Source organism: Streptococcus sanguinis, assembly GCF_020729725.1.
GTDB classification, from domain to species: domain Bacteria; phylum Bacillota; class Bacilli; order Lactobacillales; family Streptococcaceae; genus Streptococcus; species Streptococcus sanguinis_V.
Genome location: NZ_JAJEPA010000021.1, coordinates 286,701 through 307,629, shown reverse-complemented (window position 1 = coordinate 307,629; position 20,929 = coordinate 286,701). Strand labels below are relative to the sequence as shown.

Genomic DNA, 20,929 nt, shown 5'->3' with positions numbered 1-20,929 from the left:
GTTTGAAAGAGGGGATTTTCTTTGAATATTTACTTGGCAACTATAAGTTACTAATAGTATTCTTTGAATTATAGTGTATAATAGAAAGAAAAGGAGATTAAATATGAAAAAAGATGCTATTTTATCAGAAGATAGAAAATTTCGGTACATTTTATCACGAGTATGGGATGAAGCAAAACCAACTGTCCTATTTATTGGATTAAATCCATCAACTGCTGATGAAAACGAAGACGATCCAACAATAAGGAGATGTATCAATTTCGCAAAGAGCTGGGGTTATGGCGGTATTCTTATGGCAAATCTTTTCGCATATAGAGCAACCAATCCTCGGGTATTATATTCAGAGCAAGATCCCATCGGAAGTGATAATGATTTTTATATCAAAGAATATGCAGATAAATCAGAGATGATTATCGCTTGTTGGGGAAATCATGGTAGTTTCAATAACCGTTCACACGAAGTTTATGAGCTAGTGGATTCATTGCATTGTTTAGATACCAATAAAAGTGGCGAGCCAAAGCATCCTTTATACATTCGGAATGATGCAAAACCTAAACCATACAAAAGATAAAATTTCCGAAAAAGACATATTCCTTAGAAAGTTAGACAAATAATTATTGAAAGGATTTTATTCTGTATTGAACAGGACTAAGTCCTTTTTATTTGACTTTAATTCGTTTGTTATTGTAGTAATCAATGTAGTCTACAATGGCTTGTTCAAGGTCTTCTAAAGACCTAAAATTCTTCTCATATCCATAGAACATCTCAGACTTAAGAATGCCAAAGAAGGACTCCATTGGTCCTGCCAGTAAACTGGGAATGATAATGTTATAGATTCGTTATCTCAAATACTGCTGTATGAATCCACTCATTATTCATTTGTAAGTCATTTTCTATGATCCTAATAAAAGTGAAACCATTTTTCAAAAGCACTCTCTTAGAGGCCAGATTATCCGTTGCTGTTCCCGCAATGATTCTATTTAAACCATAAGTATGAAACGCCTTGTCTAAAACGAGTTTAACCGCTTCGCTTGCATAGCCTAAATTAGTATATTTTTCTCCAATCCTATATCCAAGTTCTGCTGTTTTTCTATCACTCCCTAAGACACTTAAATTGATTCTTCCGACCATAACGCCTTGCACATCTCTAATAGCCCTGGGCTGAGATGAAGTTGTTTTACCACGAGTTAAAAATCGAATGATTCTTTTAGACGCTTTTTGAAAATCATCCTGACTAAATTCTTCTATTTTCATTAAGCCACCACCAGATGACTAGCTTGTTCTAGCATCCGTTCAATGCCATCCAAATAGCCATTATATCGCTCTACTTCCTCAAAAGTTGCAACAAGATAAATCTTCGTGTTAATCAAATCAGACAGATCATCGGACATTATAATCCAAGGATTAGAGGTATCATTAAAAGTAATTCCTTGTTCATCTTGAAAACAATAAAGCTGCGCTAAGACGTTCGCCCCCCGTTCCTTTATTAATTCTATTTTTAAAGTTAACTGGTAATCTTCTACTGGTGTGAGCATTTTTTCCTCCCCTACGATATCAATATAGGAAACATTAAATTTCTTGCAGATACAATCTATTAATTCTGTCGAAACTGTACTTGTCCCATTTTCATAACGGCTCAGGCTATTTCGAGAGATACCAACAATCTTTGCGAATTCAGATTGGGTTAGATTATGTGTTTTACGTAATATTTTTATATTTTCTCCAATCATAAGAGACCTCCTTTTATTTATCTCTATTATAGCACAAAAAAGAGAAGTGCACCATTTTTGGTGCAAGAAAACAGACAAACCCTATTAAAAATATTAATATCTCAGATTTAGAGATTGACGACTATATAATGAAAACTCTGAAAAGTACTGATATCATGCTGTTTCCCATAGTTTTTAAATTTTTAAGCAAAACAAAAAAGACACCCAAGAGATGACTCTTGAGTGCTTTGAAACGTTGATATAATCGTATTGATTAACGTTTTGAGAACTGGCTAGCTTTACGAGCTTTCTTAAGACCTGGTTTCTTACGTTCTACCATACGGGCATCACGAGTAAGAAGGCCTGCGCGTTTCAATGAATCGCGGAAGTCTGGGTCTACTTGAAGAAGGGCACGAGCGATACCGTGACGGATAGCTCCTGATTGACCAGCGTAGCCACCACCATCAACGTTTACGAAAACGTCGTATTGACCAACAGTTGAAGTAACTGCGAATGGTTGGTTGATAACCAAACGAAGGTCAGCGTGTGGGATGTACTCTTCAACATCTTTTTTGTTTACAGTGATTTTACCAGTTCCTGGAACAAGGCGAACGCGTGCAACAGCGTTTTTACGACGTCCAGTACCTGCATATTGTGCTTGTGACATAGCTTATTTGTTCCTTTCCTTAGATAAGTCCTGAAATATCAAGAACTTCTGGTTGTTGTGCAGCGTGAGTGTGCTCAGCGCCTACAAATACTTTCAGCTTCATACCTTGAGCGCGGCCAAGAGTATTGTGCGGAAGCATACCTTTAACTGATTTTTCGATCAAACGAACAGCGTTCTTAGAGCGAAGCTCGCCTGCTGAGATTTGTTTCAATCCACCTGGGTACATTGAGTGAGTATAGTAGATCTTATCAGTCGCTTTTTTACCAGTCAATTTTACTTTTTCAGCGTTGATAACGATTACGAAGTCACCTGTATCAGTGTGTGGTGTAAAGGTTGGTTTGTTTTTTCCGCGAAGTACGCTTGCTACAACAGCAGAAAGGCGTCCAAGAGGGACATCAGTAGCGTCCACTACATACCATTTGCGTTCAACTTCACCTGGCTTAGCCATGTATGTTGTTTTGTTCATGATTTCTCCTATGAATATCGTTTTTGTTTACAGGGCGGATGTTCCGGTCCGCGAGTTATTTGAAAGGTTCCGGGGCCTTACAAATGGGGTAAACAATACCGCCTACTATCATATCAAAAATAGTAGGCAAAAGCAATAGATTTGAAGCAATTATTTATGAAATAGCGATTTCATGTTTTCTTAGTCTTGAATGTCTTGAGCAATACTAAAGAGTCCCAAAGTTCCAGGACCAGTATGAGTAGAAATGACAGGTCCCAGAAGCATGAGGAGAACTTCCTCTACTTGGTCGCTTTCCAACAGCTGGGCTTTTAAACTCTCAGCAACTTCTTTGGCACCTGCATAGGCGATGACCACCCGCGGGTCAGCAATTCCTTCCAGAGTCATGCGGACCACTTCGGCCTGCGCCTTCTTCTTGCCGCGAACCTTAGCGACAGAGTCCAGAGTCCCATCTCCCTTGACAGCGATAATCGGCTTGATATTGACCAAGCTCCCCATAAGCGCAGCAGTCTTGGAAATCCGACCGCCCCGCATGAGGTGATTGAGGTCATCAACCAGAAAATAAGTCTTGACCTTAGGCACCAAGCTCTCAATCAAGTCTGCTGTCTGCTCCAAGGTATGGCCAGCCGCTCTAGCTTCTGCCGCCTTCATGACTAAAAGTCCTTCACCCATAGAAGCCGCCTTGGTATCAATGATGCGAATCAGCGCATCTGGAAAATCTTCTAAGACTATCTCCCGTGCCATGACTGCACTCTGATAAGTACCCGATAGGGCAGAAGCAAAGGCTACATAGAGAACTGGTGTCCCTTCCTTGGCATAACTTCGAAAAACATCTTCAAACTGGCCGACATTAATCTGACTGGTAGTCGGCTTACTGCCGGACTCCATCTTCTCCAGAAGTTCTTGACTGGTCAGCTTGTCCGCGCCAACTGTCTCATAGGTTTTGCCATCTAGCTGAATGGTCAGGCCTAGGACCTGCACATCATTTTCCTGAGTCCAGTTTTCTGTCAGGTCTGCTGTTGAATCGGTTAAAATTTTAAAGGTCATCTTTTTTCTCCATCATTTTTTGTAAATCGCGCAAAGATTGGCTGTCCATCGGTCGCAAGGGCGGTCTTTGCAGGTTGATTTGTCCGCTCAGTTTATTGAGGTCTGATTTGGTAACAGCCACTCGCTTCTCTAGCTCTCTAGCGGATACTCTCAAAGCTCCTTGGGCGAAGACAGTCCACTGCTCATTGAGATCGCTAGTCGCAACCGACACCTGATTTTTGGGTGTATTGAGCTCAGCTGCCAAGCGCTCAATATAGTCATCTGCCGTTTCCTCCTCTTCAGTGAAAACGACCGTCACATTAAACTCCTCGTAGGTCTGCCGAACTCCCGGCATATACTGGGCATCAAAGACACAGATAACTTCCAGTCCTTCAAAGCTGGCATAATTGCTGAGCTTCTGGAGCAGAATCGTTCGCGCTGCATCTAGCTCTCCGCGGTTAAAGTAAGGACGAGTCTCCCGCCAAAAGGCCGTCATATTGTAGCCGTCCACCAGTAAGATTTTTCTTTTCATAGGCGATTGCGAAAGACTTCATACATGAGAATAGCAGCTGCGACACTAGCATTGAGGCTCTGGACATGGCCATTCATAGGAATGGAAATCATCTCGTCCACCTGCTTTTTAATATTGCTTGAAAGCCCCTTGCCTTCGTTGCCGATGATAAGGGCCAGCTTGCCTGCCGTATTCCACTTATGAGAAGGCGTCCCCTGCATATCGGTACCGAAAATCCAAAAACCAGCTTCCTTGAGCTTGTCCAGAGTCTGGCTGAGATTGGTCACACGGGCAATGGGAATATGCTCAATAGCACCCGTTGAGGTCTTGGCTACGACTGGTGTCACACCGACTGCCCGGTGCTTGGGAATGATGACTCCAGCTACATTGGTCGCGTCAGCCGTCCGCAAGATAGAGCCCAGATTGTGCGGGTCAGTCAGCCCGTCCAAAATCAATAAGAGTGGATTGTCTTCCTGCTCTGCTTTTTTCAACAGAACCTCGAAGTCAGTATAGGCAAACTCCGACACCCGCAGGACAAAGCCTTGGTGAACAGCCCCGTCAGTCATCTCCTGCAAGTTTTTCTTAGGAGTCCAGGAGATGGAAACCTTCTTTTCCGCTGCTAAATCCTTGATTTTATCAACCTTTTTACCACGCAGGTCGTCTTGAATGTAGAGTTTATTTCCAGTGTTAGCCGCGAGAGCCTCTGTCACCGCATGCACACCGTAGACAATATCGTTTTTTTCCATAGGACTAGTATAACACAAAGGCCAAAAAATGGCGGCAGGATTTACTCGGGCGAGACAGAATTCTGCTCTGATAAAAAGCAATCAGCAGCTTCCAAGATTCCCCGCCAGTCATGCTATAATAGAAAGAAGTCTAAAAAAGGAAACTCTTACTCATGTCTCTCCTCCAACGCACCATCAAGCTAGTATTAGCTACCTGTCTCGCTGCTTGGCTGGCTGACTTTTTAGGTCTGACCTACTCAACTTCAGCCGGAATTATTGCTATCCTCAGCGTGACTGATACCCGTCGCAGCACTGCAAAGCTAGCTGGCAATCGCTTTTTATCTACCCTGCTGGCTCTGGCTATCGGAAGTCTGGCCTTTCACTTTCTAGGTTTTCACCTCGGAGCATTGGCCATCTATATCGCAATCTATGTGCCTCTGGCCTTTCGGCTTGGCTGGGAAATTGGCATCACACCCAGCACCGTCCTAGTCACCCACCTGCTCTTAGAAAAATCCACCTCCTGGTCTCTGCTTGGAAATGAGCTAGCTCTATTTCTTATTGGAACTGGCTTTGCACTCCTTGCCAATCTCTATATGCCCTCGCGCCAGCAAGAGATTGACAACTACCACGAGCAAGTGGAAGAACAGCTGAAAAAGATTCTCCTGCGCTTTGAATATTTCTTAAAATCTGGAGACGGCCGAAATGATGCAGCTCTGATCAAGGAGCTGCATCAGATTCTGCAGCAGGCCTTGCAGCTGGTCTATCTGGATCACTCCAACCACCTCTTTCACCAGACCAACTACCATATCCACTATTTTGAAATGCGGCAGGCCCAAAACCGTATCCTGCAAGACATGGCCAGCAATATCAATAATAGCCATCTAGCAGCCAGTGAAAGCTTGATTTTAGCCCGCCTCTTCTCCCAGACCGCTAAGCAACTGAGCCAAGAAAATCCTGCCCGAGACCTCTTGGACGAGATTGACAACTATTTAACCGTTTTTCGCCAGCGGCCGCTCCCTAAGACCCGCCAGGAATTTGAAACCCGCGCCATGCTCCTGCAACTTTTGCGAGACTTGGAGACCTTTATTAGGATTAAGGTGGAATTTTACGAGAATTATAAAGAAGACTAGCTGCCATGAAGGACAACTAGTCTTTTTTTCAGTCAATCTTATAATAGAAAGAGTTTGGATCAGCATTGGTGCCGCCTCCCTGGCCTGCCCATATCCTATCTCGTTCATGGTCTGATGCATCATGATAAATCTCTTCTAAATCACTGACAGTATAGTCCTTCCCTTTAGGGATAAAGACAATTACATATCCGCCTGCACCCTTCTTGGAAGATACTCCTATACCAACCAAACCATAGATATCCCTTGCTCCACGGTCGCTCAACTGGGAAGTTTCACTCACCAAACCATTTGCATCAAACACCAATGTATTTCCAGTACCACTTTTCCAAGTTCCTGCAATGCTGGAGTAGTCTCCATTTTTGATAGCTTCCTCATTCATAGAAGATGTTGAACTTTCCGTATTCGTTTCCGTTTTACCCAAGGCTTTCCAATCCAGAATGGATAAATCTAGAAAAGCAGGCAATTGTCCAAGTGAGTCTTGACTTGCTCCCTCCGCCACTTTTTCCAGTGCATTGCCTTTTTGATTGAAATTGTAATGAATATATTGAGCCTCAGTAGCTGAAGAAGCTCCTCTATAAAGGAATGATCCATCTTCCAAAGGAGCCAAAATCATCCGCTCTCCAATCATATCCAACTGGTTCTCTTTGTTTGTCAAGCGAAGTGGTTTTTGATCGTCAATAGTATAAATATCCAGAAGATCATACTTCACATCAGCATTCACGCGCCCCATAGCAATGATTAACTCTTCTGTTCCGTTTTTATCTAGGTCATAATAACTATAGAAGACTCCACTATAAACTTGTGGATGAATATTTGCTTGAGAAACAATCCAATTAATCTCTTGGTTTTGTTGATTGGCTTTCGGATTCTGAATCGCCTGAGCATACATATCCAAAATAGAATCATAAAGTTTTATATCAGTTTTTTCAACTTTTTTGCTAGAAGAAGATTTGCTAGAAGAACTGCTAGTCTTGCTACTAGAAACCCTACTAGAAGAAGATTCTGTTTGCTTCTTATTACTGCAAGCACAGAGCAAAAGCAAAGATAAAGTCGCTACCGACAGAGTAAAGTATTTTTTCACAGTTTTTCTCCTATAAATGTTTTCTACTTTGTATATTATAGCAAATAAAAGCCCTAAAGAAAAGAGCTGCCGCAGCAACCCTGTTTTAGATATCTTCAATTTATCTAGCTTGTAAACGGAGCTAGATAATTTTTTTTATTTGCTTTCCTCCACCCGTTTGATACACCAGTCAATCAGCTCTTCCAGCCGCTCAATTGCTTCGGTCATATGCAGGTAGCCCATGACTGCCTCAAAGCCGGTCGACATACGGTAGGTGACGATGTCTGTATTCTTAGCCTTGGTGTGGCTGTTGGCATTGCGGCCGCGCTTGTAGATATCCTCTTCCTTCTCCGTCAGAATCCCTTCTTCCAGCATGAGAGAGATGAGATTAGCCTGAGCCTTGGCAGAAACGTACTTGGTCGCTTCCCTATGCAGCTGATTGGGCTTAGTGAGCCCCTGAAAAATCAGGTGACGCCGGATATACATGGAGTAGACAGCATCTCCCTCAAAGGCGAGGGCAATACCGTTAATCAGGTTGACATCAGTCACGTGTCCACCTCACTCCGTCCTTGGTATCCAAAAGCTTGATGCCTTGAGCGGCCAATTCATCCCGAATACGGTCTGCAGTCGCAAAGTCCCGATTAGCACGCGCTGCTTGGCGTTCCTCAATCAAACGCTCAATGTCCGCGTCCAAAACTTCTTCTACAAAGACGATACCAAAAACTTCTAAGAGCTTGGCAAAGGCTGCCTTGACTTCTGCAGTGTAGTTGCCAGAGTTGATCCACTTGGACAGCTCGAAGACAACTGTGATACCATTGGCTGCATTGAAATCTTCGTCCATAGCGGCGGTGAACTTGTCCAGAAAGGCCTGAAGCTGGTTAGAATCTGCCTGACCAGTGAAAGGCTGCTCATAGGTATTCTTCAAATACTTGAGATTAGTCGCTGCATCATGAACAGCTTTTTCTGTGAAATTAATCGGCTTGCGGTAATGCTGGGTAGCAAAGAAGAAACGCAGTACCTGACCATCAATGGTCTTGAGGGCATCATGAACGGTGATAAAATTGCCTAAAGACTTGGACATCTTAACATCGTCAATGTTGACAAAGCCATTATGCATCCAGTAGTTGGCAAAAGTCTGACCAGTCTTGGCCTCTGACTGGGCGATTTCATTGGTATGGTGAGGAAACTCTAGGTCTGCCCCACCACCGTGGATATCAATAGTATCACCCAAAATCTCCGTCGACATGACCGAACACTCGATGTGCCAGCCCGGACGACCTGCTCCCCAAGGGCTGTCCCAGGAAATCTCGCCCGGCTTAGCTGCCTTCCAGAGAGCAAAATCTACCGGATTTTCCTTGCGGGCGGTCTCCTCATCTGTCCGACCAGAAGCACCCAACTCCAAGTCTGCCAAGGTTTTGTTGGCTAGTTTGGCATAATTGTGAGATTTTTCCACTCGGAAATAGACATCGCCTTCTGACTCATAGGCGTAGCCCTTGTCCACCAAAGTCCGCACAAAGTCAATGATTGCCTCCATAAAGTCAATCACGCGCGGATGCTGAGTAGCCGGCTTAACACCCAAAGCTGATACATCCTCACGAAAAGCCGCGATATACTTGTCCGCCACTTCTTTTGGTGTGATGCCTTCTTCCTTGGCGCGATGGATAATCTTATCATCTACATCAGTAAAATTGGAAATATAATTGACCTCAAATCCCCGATACTCAAAATAGCGACGAACTGTGTCAAAAGCTACTGTTGAGCGGGCATTGCCGACATGGATATAGTTATAAACCGTCGGACCGCAGACATACATGCGAACCTTGCCCTCTTCAATGGGCACAAATTCACGTAGGCTGCGGGTCATGGTGTCGTAAATTTTAATCATGCGGTCCACTCCCTTGTCTATTTCTGACTTTTTCGGCTGAAAACCAGCTCTGCAAAAGGGCCAAATTGTCTGAGGCTATCCAGTTGGTAAAAGCGCTGCCCTTCCTCTTGGGTAAAGAGGGGAACCCCCTTTCCTAGGATAAGGGGTGCTATCTGAATAATGAGGTGGTCGAAAAGATCCGCATCCAAGAGCGGTCCTACCAAGGAATTACCACCAATCACAAAGACATTTTTGCCTTTGTCAATCTGGTGAACAAAGTCCACCACATCCCCAGCTACTGGCTGGTAATTGCTGACAGGCAGGTGCCTATCATGCGTAAAGACATAGTTTTCCGTAGCTTGATAAAAACTTTCTACATCTTGCAAATCTTGGATTTCCTCAAAGGTCCGCTTGCCCATGATGGTGATATCCATTTGCCTGTAAAAGTCATCATAGCCTGTATCCTCTACAGAACCAAGCTGATGCAGCCAGTCTATCCTGTGCTGGCTGTCTGCCAAGTAGCCATCCATGGTGATACAGCCGTAAAAATATACTGCCATTCTTGTAGTTACCTTTCTAGTTCCTTTGCTATTGTCAAAGCGATAGTGAAAAAAGTCATGGCATCAGCTGTCCGCTCTTCATGGCGGGCATCCCAGATTCGGTTATGATGATCCACATAGTCAGCTGTGTAGAAGAACTGATAGACTTTACTCTTGCGAAATTGACTCCAAGCCATGATAGCCGAAGCTTCCATGTCCACCACTTGGGCTCCAGCAGCCAAGCGACGCTTGACCTTATCAGGCGTTTCCCGATAAAAGGCATCAGTCGTCCAAGACTTGGTGCGGATATGCTCTATATCGTGCTTGTCAAAGATGGCTTCCAGCTTGACCAGCAGAGACTCGTCATAGGCGACTTCGTCACCCGGTGGGGCATAGTGATAGCTAGTTCCTTCATCTCGTAAAGCAGCTGACGGCAAGATAATCTTATCCGCCTCAATTGAGCGATCCAAAACGCCACAGGAACCTAGAATAATGAAATTCGTGAAGCCTCTGGCCGCTAACTCCTCCAGCTGGCCGACTATCATGGGAGCCCCAATTGGAGCCAACATAACTGCTAGCTTGCTAGTTCCTTGGTCATAAATATACCATGGATGCTGTCCGTTTATGCTTTTCAAATAGCCTCCTGTATAGACTTCTTCTGACTCAATCAAACGTTTCAGAATTTCCCCGTTAAAGGATAGGATGATGGTTTCACACACTTCACCCTTATCAATAATCTGCCTATCTGTTGGCTCAATAACTCCAGCTACATCTTCAAATTCCTCTAATAGCATAACTTCTCTTTCTTTAAGGCTCCAGCAAATTCACCTTCATCTTTTCTATGCGGCGCAGCTTGGTCTCATCTTTTTTGGCTTCACTGATATAGCGAGCCCATTCGCGCTGGTGGCTAGGCGGTAATTTGATAAAACGCTCCTTGGCAGGACCGTCCAAGTGTTCTTTCAGTTCAAGGACTACCTGGTTCAAAATAGCATCTGATAAATCTGACATGTCGGTTCCTCCTGTCATACTTCACCTCGATAACTTTGCTACCCTTTCCTAAAGACTTGATGAATGGTGGCTGGCTTCACGGGCATGCTCTAGCTTGTCTAGATAGTATTCCCGTTTCTCCTCTACCTCGTGAATGGTTGGCTCGTCTTTCTCACCGTGAACACGGACAATCTTCGCCGGAACTCCGACCACCGTCACATCACTTGGGACATCGGCTACAACAACTGCACCGGCTCCGACCTTGGCTTTCTCTCCAATCTCAATTGGTCCAATGACTTGAGCATGGGCAGAGACCAAGGCACCTCGACGCACGGTCGGATGGCGTTTGCCTGTATCCTTACCCGTCCCGCCTAGGGTCACGCCGTGGTAAAGCATGGCCCCCTTCTCCACAATGGCTGTTTCACCAATCACCAGGCCACTGCCATGGTCAATGAAGACACCCGACTCAATCTGAGCGCCGGGATGAATCTCAATCTGGGTCCAGAAACGCCAGAATTGACTGTGCATGCGCGCCAGCAGCTTGAAGCCGTGCCGCCACAAAAAATGTGAGAGGCGGTGGGCCGCCAAAGCTTTTATGCCTGGATAGGTTAGCAAGACTTCTAACGACGTTCGTGCCGCCGGGTCATTTTCCTTTACAATATCAATGGATTCCTTCCACCAACCCATGCTAGCCTCCTTCCTTCTCTAAACAAGGAGAGACGAGAACTAGGCTCGCCTCTGCCGATTTCTGATGAGGTCCACAGGGATGAGCGACCTCTTATTCTTCTGTTTTAGGGCTTTCTTGATGGTCTTTATGACCCTTGTGTTCCTTGTGCGGATGATGTCCCTTGTCATGATGATGTTTCGGCTTATCAGACTTTGGTGGACGCGGCAGCAATACTTTCATGGAAGCATCTACCCGACCTTTGGCATCAATCTTGATAACCTTTACATCCACTTCATCACCGATTTGTACGACATCTTCGATATTGTTGGTCCGAGTCCAAGCTAACTCTGAGATGTGAACCAGGGCATCCGTCTTATCAAAGAGATTGACAAAGGCACCAAATTTCTCAATTCGAACAACCTTGGCATGGTAAACTTCGTCCACTTTTGCTTCGCGGACCAAGCTAGCAATGATTTCCTTAGCACGATTGATGGCGTCTTGATCGCTGGAGTAGATGGATACATTTCCTTCCTCATCAATGTCAATCTTAACACCGGTCTCAGCGATGATCTTATCGATGGTTTCTCCACCTTTACCGATGACAATCTTAATCTTGTCCACATCAATCTTGATGGTGTCGATTTTCGGAGCGGTCGGAGCCAACTCAGGACGCGGAGCTGGAATCGTTTCTTCAATCAAGTCCAGGATTTCAAAGCGGGCTTTCTTAGCCTGAGCCAGAGCTTCTGTCAGGATTTCCGCTGTAATTCCTTCAATCTTGATATCCATCTGCAGGGCGGTAATCCCTTCGCGAGTACCAGCTACCTTAAAGTCCATGTCGCCAAAATGGTCTTCCAAACCTTGAATATCCGTCAGAACCGTGTAGTTGCTGCCATCTGAAATCAAGCCCATAGCAATGCCAGCAACCGGAGCCTTAATCGGCACACCACCAGCCATCAGAGCCAAAGTGCCCGCACAGATAGAGGCCTGTGAGGAAGAACCGTTTGACTCCAAGACTTCCGCTACCAGACGGATAGCGTAAGGAAACTCTTCCAAGCTAGGCAAGACTTGCTCCAGAGCACGCTCCCCAAGAGCACCATGTCCAATTTCACGACGGCCAGGAGCCCCATAACGGCCTGTCTCGCCGACAGAATATTGCGGAAAATTATAGTGGTGCATGAAGCGTTTCTTGTATTCCGGATCCAAGCCGTCCACGATTTGCGTTTCGCCCATTGGTGCCAGAGTCAGAACAGACAAGGCTTGGGTTTGCCCGCGAGTAAAAAGACCAGAACCATGCACGCGCGGCAGGTAATCAACTTCCGCATCCAGCGGACGGATTTCATCAACCTTACGGCCGTCAGGACGGACCTTATCTTCGGTAATCAAACGACGCACTTCTGCATGCTCCATTTGTTCCAAGATTTCAGCCACATCGCGCATGATACGGTCGAATTCTTCGTGGTCCGCGTATTTTTCTTCGTAGACTGCTGTGACTTGGTCTTTGACAGCCTGAGTTGCGGCTTCGCGCGCCAGCTTTTCTTCTACCTGAACAGCCTTTTGCAAGTCGCTGTTGTAGACTGCGACAATCTCTGCCTGCAACTCTTCATCAACATGCAGCAATTCGACTTCCGCTTTTTCCTTGCCGACTGCCACAACGATTTCTTCTTGGAAGGCAATCAATTCTTTGACCGCTTCGTGCCCTTTGAGAAGAGCTTCCAGCATGATATCTTCAGAAAGTTCCTTAGCTCCGGATTCTACCATGTTGATAGCCTCTTTGGTACCAGCCACTGTCAGTTCCAAAAGTGAAACTTCTTTTTGTTCCTTGCTAGGATTGATGATAAATTCACCATCTACATAGCCGACTTGAACTCCTGCGATAGGGCCATTAAAAGGAATATCTGAAATAGAAAGAGCCAGAGAGCTACCGAACATAGCAGCCATTTGAGGCGAAGCATCCTCGTCATAAGAAAGAACGGTATTGATAACCTGAACTTCATTGCGGAAACCTTCCGCAAACATAGGACGAATCGGACGGTCAATCAAGCGGGCAGTCAAAGTCGCATCTGTTGACGGACGGCCTTCGCGCTTGTTAAAGCCGCCAGGATATTTCCCAGCTGCATACATTTTTTCCTCATAGTTGACCTGCAATGGGAAAAAGTCACCAGTAGCCATTTTTTTGGACATGGTTGCCGCAGTTAAAACGGTACTTTCTCCATATCGAACAACGGCGCTGCCATTTGCCTGCTTTGCAACCTGACCGGTTTCAACTACCAACTCACGGCCTGCAAAAACGGTTTTAAAAACTTGTTTTGTCATAAAGACTCCTTGCCGAGCACATGCTCAAATTTTTTCATACGCCTTGGCTACAAAGATCAAGATATTAAGACCTTAATCAACTCATAGGACGTGTTTAGTTAGCACTTTGATTTCATGGCCTTAGTAGCTTATTATATCCTCATCTTTGTATCAAGCACGTATAGACCTTATTTTACCACAATTTCAGGCAAAAGAAAAAGGCTGAAAATGGCTTTTTTCTATAAAAGTACTGAAAATCTATTTTTCTTTTCTATAGCTGATTATAGTTGGCTATCGGAGTTCGTTTTTTCCCTTTCGATTCGTCAAATAAGATGGCGGTATAGCCACTATTCACTTTTCAAAGAGGACTTCTTGCTTTATAATAAATACAGTGACTCATTTCAAACATGTAAAGGAGACAATCGTGCCAAATCATCAAACAGTTGAAAAGAAAGATTTTTTCTCGCTCCTTGCGACAGCCTTAGTCTGCTTTGCAGGCATCTTATCTGAAACCAGTATGAATGTAACCTTCCCGCACCTAAGCAAGGTCTTTGGCTTAGGGTTGGGAACGCTGCAATGGATTACAACAGGGTATTTACTAGCAGTGGCCATCACGATTACTTTAGGAGCGACCTTAGCTCACAATTGGAAAGAGCGAACCATCCTCTTTACTGCTTTGGCCAACTTTTGCTTGGGCACACTGATTGCCATGTTGGCTTCAAGCTTTCCCATCTTGATGATAGGGAGAATCCTGCAAGGAGGCGCTACTGGATTAGCCATTCCTTTGCTCTTTAACTTAATTGTTGAGCGTGTTCCTAAGCAAAAAATTGGAACCTACATGGGCTTGTCTGGGATGGTGGTCAGCCTAGCACCAGCAATTGGGCCGACTTACGGTGGTTTTATGATTAGTCGTTTTGACTGGCATATGATTTATACCTTTATTCTTCCTGTCCCAATCATTTCCTTTATTCTTGGCTTTTTCTTTCTAAGAAATTCAGAGAAGTCTAGGAAACGCGCCTTTGATCTTCTCTCATTTCTCCTCTTAGCAAGCTCACTCGTCTTTGCTATTGTAGCCATTTCTAGCTTAGAAGAAGGACATATTGATTGGCTCTATCTTGTTCTCTGCATAGTGCCACTAGCCTGCTTCATCTATCAGAGCTTGAAAATCGATCATCCATTCCTAGATATTCGGATTTTAAAGCAACCAACAGTCTTATTGGCTATTTTACCCTTCTTCATTTTTCAGTTTATCAACCTATCGGCTAATTTTCTGATTCCCAACTTCCTGGTCATAGAAAAAGACATTTCAACCGCTCAGGCAGGCTTCGCACTGCTTCCTGGAACCATGCTCGGAGCCTTCCTCTCTCCTGTCTTTGGCAAACTCTATGATAGAAATGGTCCGAAACCAACCCTTTTTACAGGAAATTCACTTCTTTTCCTTGCTGTACTCTTGCTCCTTATCTTTACAAAAGAACTCACCTTAACAGCTGTTATTGCGATTTATATTTGCTTTACCTTGGGGCGAAACATGGCTTTCAATAACATACTAGCCCTAGCGACGACTCAAGTTGATAAAGGAAAGACTGCAGATACGACTGCGCTCTTTCAGCTGGCCCAGACCTTTGCGGGCGCAATAGGTACCGCAGTAACGGCCGTCATCGCTAATCAAGCTCCCAATATGACAAAAGGAACTCAAAACGTCTTCACCCTGCTATTAAGCCTGGTTATCTTCGTATTCTTGTCTTATCTACTCCTTTTTAAAAGGATTGCAGCAAAGAAACTTTGACTTTTATCCTTGACGTGATAAACATCTAAAAATTACTGACTTATCTTTCTCCCCAAAGACATTTTGGGGGATTTTTTGCTATACTATTTCTATATATGACAAAAGGAGTAGACTATGGAACAAAAACATCGTTCTGAATTTCCAGAAAATGAACTCTGGGACCTAACGGCCCTTTACCAAGATCAAGAGGACTTCCTGCGAGCCATTGAGAAGGCCAGAGAGGACATCCAGAAATTCGTCCGTGATTACCAAGGCAAGCTTAGCACTTTCGAAGATTTTGAACGGGCATTTGCTGAGCTAGAGCAGATTTATATCCAAATCAGCCACATCGGTAACTACGGCTTTATGCCACAGACCACTGACTTTGGCGACGAGAGCTTTGCGCAGATTGCCCAAGCAGCCATGGAGTTTGAGACTGAGGCCAATGTCGCACTCAGCTTCTTTGACGACGCCCTAGTCGGTGCAGATGAAGCTGTCTTAGAGAAATTAGGCCAAGAACCCCATCTGACTTCAGCCATTCGCCAGGCCAAAATCAAAAAATCCCACTATCTGGGAGCAGATGTCGAAAAAGCCTTGACCAACCTAGGCGAAGTCTTTTACAGTCCACAGGATATTTACACCAAGATGCGGGCTGGCGACTTTGCTATGGCTGACTTTGAAGTAGACGGCAAAGTTTACAAAAATAGCTTTGTCACCTATGAGAATTTCTACCAAAACCATGAAAATGCAGAAATCCGCGAAAAAGCTTTCCGCTCTTTCTCAGAAGGGCTTCGTCAGCACCAAAATGCCGCTGCTGCTGCCTATCTGGCTCAGGTCAAGTCTGAAAAATTACTGGCTGACATGAAGGGCTATGAGTCTGTCTTTGACTACTTATTAGCTGAGCAAGAAGTTGATCGCTCTATGTTTGACCGGCAGATTGACTTGATTATGAGCGAATTCGCTCCAGTAGCTCAAAAATACCTCAAGCATGTCGCTAAGGTAAACGGACTTGAAAAAATGACCTTTGCCGACTGGAAGCTGGACTTGGACAGCGAGCTCAATCCCGAAGTCAGCATTGATGATGCCTATGACCTCATCATGAAGTCAGTCGAGCCACTCGGACAAGAGTATTGTCAAGAAGTTGCCCGCTATAAGGAAGAACGCTGGGTCGACTTTGCGGCCAATGCCGGAAAGGACTCTGGAGGCTATGCTGCTGATCCTTATCGGGTTCACCCTTATGTCCTCATGAGCTGGACCGGTCGCATGAGCGATGTCTATACTCTGATTCACGAAATTGGCCACTCTGGTCAGTTTATCTTCTCTGACAATCACCAAAGCTATTTCAACGCCCACATGTCTACCTACTATGTGGAAGCACCGTCTACCTTTAATGAGCTCCTACTCAGTGATTATCTGGAGCGCCAATTTGATAACCCTCGCCAAAAACGCTTTGCCCTGGCTCACCGTCTGACGGATACTTACTTCCACAACTTCATCACCCACTTGCTGGAAGCTGCCTTCCAACGCAAGGTCTATACTTTGATTGAAGAAGGCGGAACCTTCGGTGCAAGCAAACTCAACGCTATCATGAAAGAAGTCTTGACAGAATTCTGGGGCGATGCCGTTGAGATTGACGACGACGCTGCCCTGACTTGGATGCGCCAAGCACATTACTACATGGGGCTTTACAGCTACACTTACTCCGCAGGTCTGGTCATCTCTACAGCCGGTTACCTCCACCTGAAAAATGACGAAAATGGTGCCCGAGACTGGCTTGAGCTGCTAAAATCTGGCGGCAGCAAGACTCCGCTTGAGTCAGCTATGATTATCGGAGCAGATATTTCGACAGACAAACCACTCCGCGATACCATCCAGTTCTTGTCTGACACAGTTGATCAGATTATTGCCTACAGCGAAGAGTTGGGGGAGTAAGACTATATATTTAGAATCAGACTTGGATTATTCATCTGGGTCTGATTTTTAGTTCTTTTAAAGAACAAAATCAAATCTATATTTTAAAATTTTACAAAAATATCTATTAAAAACGCTTCCTTTTTGTGATATGATGTCCTTGGATACATATCCGAAGGGAGAAAAATTATGAAAAAATGGTTATTTTTAACAGCTTTGACTGCACTACTGCTTGGAGCTTGCTCAACAGAGAATGAGGTTTCCCAAGAAAACACCGATAAACAGATAGGCTTCGTTCAAAAAGAGGATAAAAATAGTTTAGAGAAAGCGGAAAAAGAAAAATTAGAGAAAGAGAAAAAAGAAAAAGAACAACAGGAAAAAGAGAAAAAAACTGAAGAAGAAAGAAAACTACGAGAAGAAGAGGAAAGAAAAAAACAAGAAGAAGAAAGGAAGGCTCGCGAGGAACAAGCACGTAAAGAAGCGGAAACCAAGCAAATTGCAGAGCAAGCAGAGGCAACTGTTCAACAACTGGAAAACAATCAAGTTCAAGACTACGTTGCTCCAGCTCAAGCTGCAGTTGAGCGTGTTGCTGATGAAAATATAAAGTCTAAATTGATATATCGTATTGGACTTGTCCAAAATGCGATTAATATTAGGGCCCAACAAGCTGCAGAAGCTGAACAAGCACGCCAAGCTGCAGAAAGTCAGATTGTAGAACAGCAAGAATCAGTAGCTGCCGGTGGATATTTTAAAGATTATAGAGGCAGATGGCATCGCCCCAACGGTCAATACGCTTCAAAAAAGGAAATAGCAAATGCAGGGTTAGCATGGTAATATTAGATCTGCTCAGTATCCATCAGGCTATATTTATATGCTTAACCACTCCGCGACACCATCCAGTTCTTGTCCGACACAGTTGATCAGATTATTGCCTACAGCGAAGAGTTGGGAGAGTAAATTAAAAGAGTCTGGGACAAAAGTCTAACCTTAAATATAAAAAGCGAACAAAACGAGTTATCTGACACTCAGAATACTGTTTTGTTTGCTTTTTTTCTAATCTATCGATTTTAAAAATTTATAATAAAGAATTCCTAAAATCAAAATTTTTTGTCCCGGCCTCTTAAATTATCCCCAAAAGCTATCTTCTTCAGCTTGATCTGAAGAGAAGAGCCAAACTTCTTTGATTTTTCCGTCTTCAATACGGAAGAGGTCAATCCCGTTCATATTGAGTTCAGTACCATCAGCACGTGTTCCGAGAAAAGTAACATTAGCTGCGATTAAATCCTTATTGTCAGAAACCCAATTTGTTATCACCTTAAAGGTTCCATTAGTTTTCTCAGCAAATGTAGCTAGGTGAGATCCTAGCTTGTCCTTACCAACAACTGAACCAGATATACTATGATTACCAGGTTGATGCCAGACAATATCATCTGCCATCGTTTCAAAGACACCAGGAAAGTCACCAGCAATTAAAGCTTGGTTATAAGCATTGAAAATTTCTAAGTTTGTTGACATATCTATTCTCCATTTCTTTTTTATGGTATAATTGTAACAGTTAAAATCAAAAAAACAAGTAGACACTTTTTTGATAGCTAGTATCAAAAGTAGTACTATTGTTGCTACTAAAAGATAAATTTTTTTAAAAAAATAGAAAGAAGATATTTTATGCCAAATAAAGTGAGTGAGTATGGGATTTGTCCATTTGCGACAACGCAAAGGGTTTTAACAGGGAAATGGGCACTGGTAATCATTTATCAGTTGAGTACGGGTACAAAACGATTTAAAGAATTGCAGAGATTATTGCCTGGGATTACTCAAACTATTTTGACCCGTCATCTCCGTCAATTAGAAAAGGATAAGATTGTTCAACGAAAGGTCTATGCCGAAGTTCCCCCACGAGTTGAGTACAGCTTAACCGAAATGGGACAGAAATTCAGAGTTGTTTTAGATGCTGTCGAGAACTGGGGTCTGGATTATATCAAATTACTAGAAATGTAGAGGTATTGACCATGTATCAAGAATTACAAAGAAAAGTGACAGAAGAAAAACCAAGCTATAGTCGAGAAGAAATTCAGTGGTTGCTTGAGCATTTAGGAGATCCCTCTCCAGAAATTCGAGACGAACTTGTTTTTACGAGTTTGGCTAGAGGGATTCAAGAAGAGTTGTTTTCCCTTGAGCAGTTTCAGTTTATCTCAGAAGAGGTCTCCTCTGATGAAGGTCTATACAAAGAGATTGATAGTAGAGGAGTTTCGGCTCTTAAACGTTCTTTTAGGGCACTTATTTATGCCAATCTACTGTCCTGCGATGGTACTAAGGAATCACTTTATTACCAGCAGTTGTCTTCTCCTATCAGGGCTACCATGCTAAATCAAGGCTTACACTATCTTACAAAGGAAAAAGAGACGACGGGCTACTCTCATCAGTATGGTTGGGTTCACGCTTTTGCGCATGGTGCTGATCTCTTAACAGAGGTAGTTTGTCATCCAGAATTTCCTAGAAACAGAGTTCATGAAGGAATTGACATTCTTGACCAACTATTTAAAAGAATTTCAATTCGTTTTACAAATGATGAGGATTGGCGTTTAGCAAGAGTTCTTTATGAACCCATTTTACAAGGAAAGTTAGAGCAAGAACATGTAGCTTCTTGGATAAAAGATATTGAATTTCCGTTAGAAGAGACTGATGATTTTTATAAGTTTTCCAACTTCAGATCCTGTCTGTTGGAAGTTTATGTCCAACTTGATCAGAGAAACATTTTACAAAACGAGTTAAGAAAATCTATTCAATCTTTTCAATACTAAGGATAAGCTGGTCGTTTTATGATTTTCAAAAAGATTTCAAGTCACTTTTCTTGAATCCGATTGCTTCTTTTGATAGACTAGTGCTTAGTTTTAGAAAAAGGAGATAGAAAATGAAAAAGTTTTTTGCTGAATTAATTGGTACATTCATGCTTGTGTTTGTAGGAACAGGCGCAGTTGTTTTTGGTAATGGTGTAGAGGGCCTTGGTCATCTTGGAATTGCCCTTGCCTTTGGTTTGTCAATCGTTGCTGCTGCTTACTCTATCGGCACGATTTCCGGAGCTCACCTTAATCCTGCAGTATCTATTGCTATGTTTGCAAACAAGCGTTTGTCGTCTAAGGATCTTGTCAACTACATCCTTGCACAAGTTCTTGGGGCTTTTATTGCTTCAGCGACAGTATACTTCCTCTTAGCTAACTCAGGTATGCCAACTGCCAGCCTAGGTGAAAATGCCTTGGCAAATGGTGTAACTATCTTTGGTGGCTTCTTATTTGAAGTCATTGCAACCTTCTTGTTTGTCTTGGTTATCATGACCGTGACTTCTTCAAGCAAGGGCAACAGCTCAATCGCTGGCCTCGTAATTGCCTTGACTTTGGTAGTGATGATCTTGGTTGGTCTCAATATCACAGGCCTTTCAGTTAATCCAGCTCGTAGCTTGGCACCAGCTCTTCTTGTAGGTGGTGTAGCCTTGCAACAAGTTTGGATCTTCATCTTAGCACCAATTGTTGGTGGCCTTCTTGCAGCAGTCGTTGCCAAAAACCTTCTTGGAACAGAAGAATAATTGAAAATAAAAAGAGCCTTGCTCCTTATCTTG

The 20,929-nt window shown here is 43.6% G+C and carries 23 protein-coding genes and 2 pseudogenes; 8 read left to right on the top strand and 17 right to left on the bottom strand.

From position 1 onward, the window contains the following. Positions 1-103: 103 nt before the first annotated feature. On the top strand, positions 104-571 hold the full coding sequence (locus K4I03_RS11700; RefSeq protein ID WP_227965478.1) for a DUF1643 domain-containing protein: 468 nt from the start codon (positions 104-106) through the stop codon (positions 569-571). Positions 572-659: 88 nt separating this feature from the next. Here the strand turns inward: K4I03_RS11700 and K4I03_RS11695 are convergent. The 8 genes and pseudogenes from K4I03_RS11695 to rlmB form a co-directional block, all read right to left on the bottom strand. Further along, positions 660-803 (bottom strand): annotated as a pseudogene (locus K4I03_RS11695) (IS3 family transposase); the annotation flags it as partial. Positions 804-828: 25 nt separating this feature from the next. Beyond that, a pseudogene (locus K4I03_RS11690) lies at positions 829-1,227 on the bottom strand (GNAT family N-acetyltransferase); the annotation flags it as partial. Between the two features lie 26 nt (positions 1,228-1,253). Beyond that, positions 1,254-1,730: a type II toxin-antitoxin system antitoxin PezA gene (gene pezA / locus K4I03_RS11685; RefSeq protein WP_227965472.1), complete on the bottom strand. Its 477-nt coding sequence runs from the start codon at positions 1,728-1,730 to the stop codon at positions 1,254-1,256. Between the two features lie 253 nt (positions 1,731-1,983). After that, entirely contained in the window at positions 1,984-2,376 is a 393-nt protein-coding gene (rpsI, locus tag K4I03_RS11680) for a 30S ribosomal protein S9 (RefSeq protein ID WP_002902303.1), read from the bottom strand. A 19-nt stretch (positions 2,377-2,395) separates the two neighbouring features. Then, positions 2,396-2,842 (bottom strand): 50S ribosomal protein L13, encoded by a 447-nt coding sequence (rplM, locus tag K4I03_RS11675; protein ID WP_002893769.1) that lies wholly within the window; start codon positions 2,840-2,842, stop codon positions 2,396-2,398. A gap of 180 nt (positions 2,843-3,022) precedes the next feature. Further along, complete coding sequence (locus K4I03_RS11670; protein ID WP_227965470.1) at positions 3,023-3,886, bottom strand: DegV family protein; 864 nt, start codon at positions 3,884-3,886, stop codon at positions 3,023-3,025. Further along, positions 3,876-4,397, bottom strand: coding sequence for an NYN domain-containing protein (locus tag K4I03_RS11665; protein ID WP_002902298.1), 522 nt, complete (start codon positions 4,395-4,397; stop codon positions 3,876-3,878). The genes K4I03_RS11670 and K4I03_RS11665 overlap by 11 nt, the downstream gene beginning before the upstream one ends. Further along, positions 4,394-5,122, bottom strand: coding sequence for a 23S rRNA (guanosine(2251)-2'-O)-methyltransferase RlmB (gene rlmB / locus K4I03_RS11660; protein WP_227965468.1), 729 nt, complete (start codon positions 5,120-5,122; stop codon positions 4,394-4,396). The genes K4I03_RS11665 and rlmB overlap by 4 nt, the downstream gene beginning before the upstream one ends. Positions 5,123-5,274: 152 nt before the next feature. Between rlmB and K4I03_RS11655 the strand changes: the two genes are divergently transcribed. Then, the gene (locus K4I03_RS11655) at positions 5,275-6,231 is read left to right on the top strand and encodes an aromatic acid exporter family protein (protein WP_227965466.1); all 957 of its coding nucleotides are present in this window, start codon (positions 5,275-5,277) and stop codon (positions 6,229-6,231) included. A 28-nt stretch (positions 6,232-6,259) separates the two neighbouring features. Here the strand turns inward: K4I03_RS11655 and K4I03_RS12635 are convergent, their stop codons facing one another. The 8 genes from K4I03_RS12635 to pnp form a co-directional block, all read right to left on the bottom strand. Beyond that, the gene (locus tag K4I03_RS12635; protein ID WP_227965465.1) at positions 6,260-7,312 is read right to left on the bottom strand and encodes a DUF6287 domain-containing protein; all 1,053 of its coding nucleotides are present in this window, start codon (positions 7,310-7,312) and stop codon (positions 6,260-6,262) included. Positions 7,313-7,447: 135 nt separating this feature from the next. Then, the gene (locus K4I03_RS11645; protein ID WP_111675294.1) at positions 7,448-7,840 is read right to left on the bottom strand and encodes a Mini-ribonuclease 3; all 393 of its coding nucleotides are present in this window, start codon (positions 7,838-7,840) and stop codon (positions 7,448-7,450) included. Further along, positions 7,833-9,176, bottom strand: coding sequence for a cysteine--tRNA ligase (gene cysS, locus K4I03_RS11640; protein WP_227965463.1), 1,344 nt, complete (start codon positions 9,174-9,176; stop codon positions 7,833-7,835). The genes K4I03_RS11645 and cysS overlap by 8 nt, the downstream gene beginning before the upstream one ends. A gap of 17 nt (positions 9,177-9,193) precedes the next feature. Further along, complete coding sequence (locus K4I03_RS11635) at positions 9,194-9,715, bottom strand: dihydrofolate reductase family protein (protein ID WP_000301974.1); 522 nt, start codon at positions 9,713-9,715, stop codon at positions 9,194-9,196. A gap of 8 nt (positions 9,716-9,723) precedes the next feature. Continuing rightward, on the bottom strand, positions 9,724-10,488 hold the full coding sequence (locus K4I03_RS11630) for a nucleoside phosphorylase (RefSeq protein WP_227965462.1): 765 nt from the start codon (positions 10,486-10,488) through the stop codon (positions 9,724-9,726). Between the two features lie 13 nt (positions 10,489-10,501). Further along, positions 10,502-10,720 carry a YdeI/OmpD-associated family protein gene (locus K4I03_RS11625; protein ID WP_227965461.1) on the bottom strand — a complete coding sequence of 73 codons (219 nt, stop codon included), beginning with the start codon at positions 10,718-10,720 and terminating at the stop codon, positions 10,502-10,504. Positions 10,721-10,750: 30 nt separating this feature from the next. Next, positions 10,751-11,368 (bottom strand): serine O-acetyltransferase, encoded by a 618-nt coding sequence (cysE, locus tag K4I03_RS11620; protein WP_002899011.1) that lies wholly within the window; start codon positions 11,366-11,368, stop codon positions 10,751-10,753. 91 nt (positions 11,369-11,459) lie between these two features. After that, positions 11,460-13,661 carry a polyribonucleotide nucleotidyltransferase gene (gene pnp, locus K4I03_RS11615; RefSeq protein WP_227965460.1) on the bottom strand — a complete coding sequence of 734 codons (2,202 nt, stop codon included), beginning with the start codon at positions 13,659-13,661 and terminating at the stop codon, positions 11,460-11,462. Positions 13,662-14,064: 403 nt separating this feature from the next. Here pnp and K4I03_RS11610 point away from each other — a divergent pair, with 403 nt between their 5' ends. The 3 genes from K4I03_RS11610 to K4I03_RS11600 all read left to right on the top strand — a co-directional run bounded on the left by K4I03_RS11610 (position 14,065) and on the right by K4I03_RS11600 (position 18,150). Beyond that, positions 14,065-15,426 carry an MFS transporter gene (locus tag K4I03_RS11610; RefSeq protein WP_227965455.1) on the top strand — a complete coding sequence of 454 codons (1,362 nt, stop codon included), beginning with the start codon at positions 14,065-14,067 and terminating at the stop codon, positions 15,424-15,426. Between the two features lie 114 nt (positions 15,427-15,540). Then, a complete protein-coding gene (gene pepF / locus K4I03_RS11605; protein WP_227965453.1) occupies positions 15,541-17,337 on the top strand; it encodes an oligoendopeptidase F in 1,797 nt (598 codons plus the stop codon). A 168-nt stretch (positions 17,338-17,505) separates the two neighbouring features. Then, positions 17,506-18,150 carry a hypothetical protein gene (locus K4I03_RS11600; protein ID WP_227965451.1) on the top strand — a complete coding sequence of 215 codons (645 nt, stop codon included), beginning with the start codon at positions 17,506-17,508 and terminating at the stop codon, positions 18,148-18,150. A gap of 291 nt (positions 18,151-18,441) precedes the next feature. Here the strand turns inward: K4I03_RS11600 and K4I03_RS11595 are convergent, their stop codons facing one another. After that, positions 18,442-18,831 (bottom strand): nuclear transport factor 2 family protein, encoded by a 390-nt coding sequence (locus K4I03_RS11595; protein WP_000106199.1) that lies wholly within the window; start codon positions 18,829-18,831, stop codon positions 18,442-18,444. Between the two features lie 150 nt (positions 18,832-18,981). Here K4I03_RS11595 and K4I03_RS11590 point away from each other — a divergent pair, with 150 nt between their 5' ends. The 3 genes from K4I03_RS11590 to K4I03_RS11580 all read left to right on the top strand — a co-directional run bounded on the left by K4I03_RS11590 (position 18,982) and on the right by K4I03_RS11580 (position 20,896). Further along, positions 18,982-19,314, top strand: a complete 333-nt coding sequence (locus tag K4I03_RS11590; RefSeq protein ID WP_041789504.1) for a winged helix-turn-helix transcriptional regulator — start codon at positions 18,982-18,984, stop codon at positions 19,312-19,314. A gap of 11 nt (positions 19,315-19,325) precedes the next feature. Next, entirely contained in the window at positions 19,326-20,117 is a 792-nt protein-coding gene (locus K4I03_RS11585; RefSeq protein ID WP_227965449.1) for a DUF2785 domain-containing protein, read from the top strand. Positions 20,118-20,227: 110 nt separating this feature from the next. Then, complete coding sequence (locus tag K4I03_RS11580) at positions 20,228-20,896, top strand: MIP/aquaporin family protein (protein ID WP_008808357.1); 669 nt, start codon at positions 20,228-20,230, stop codon at positions 20,894-20,896. The last annotated feature ends 33 nt before the right edge of the window (positions 20,897-20,929 follow it).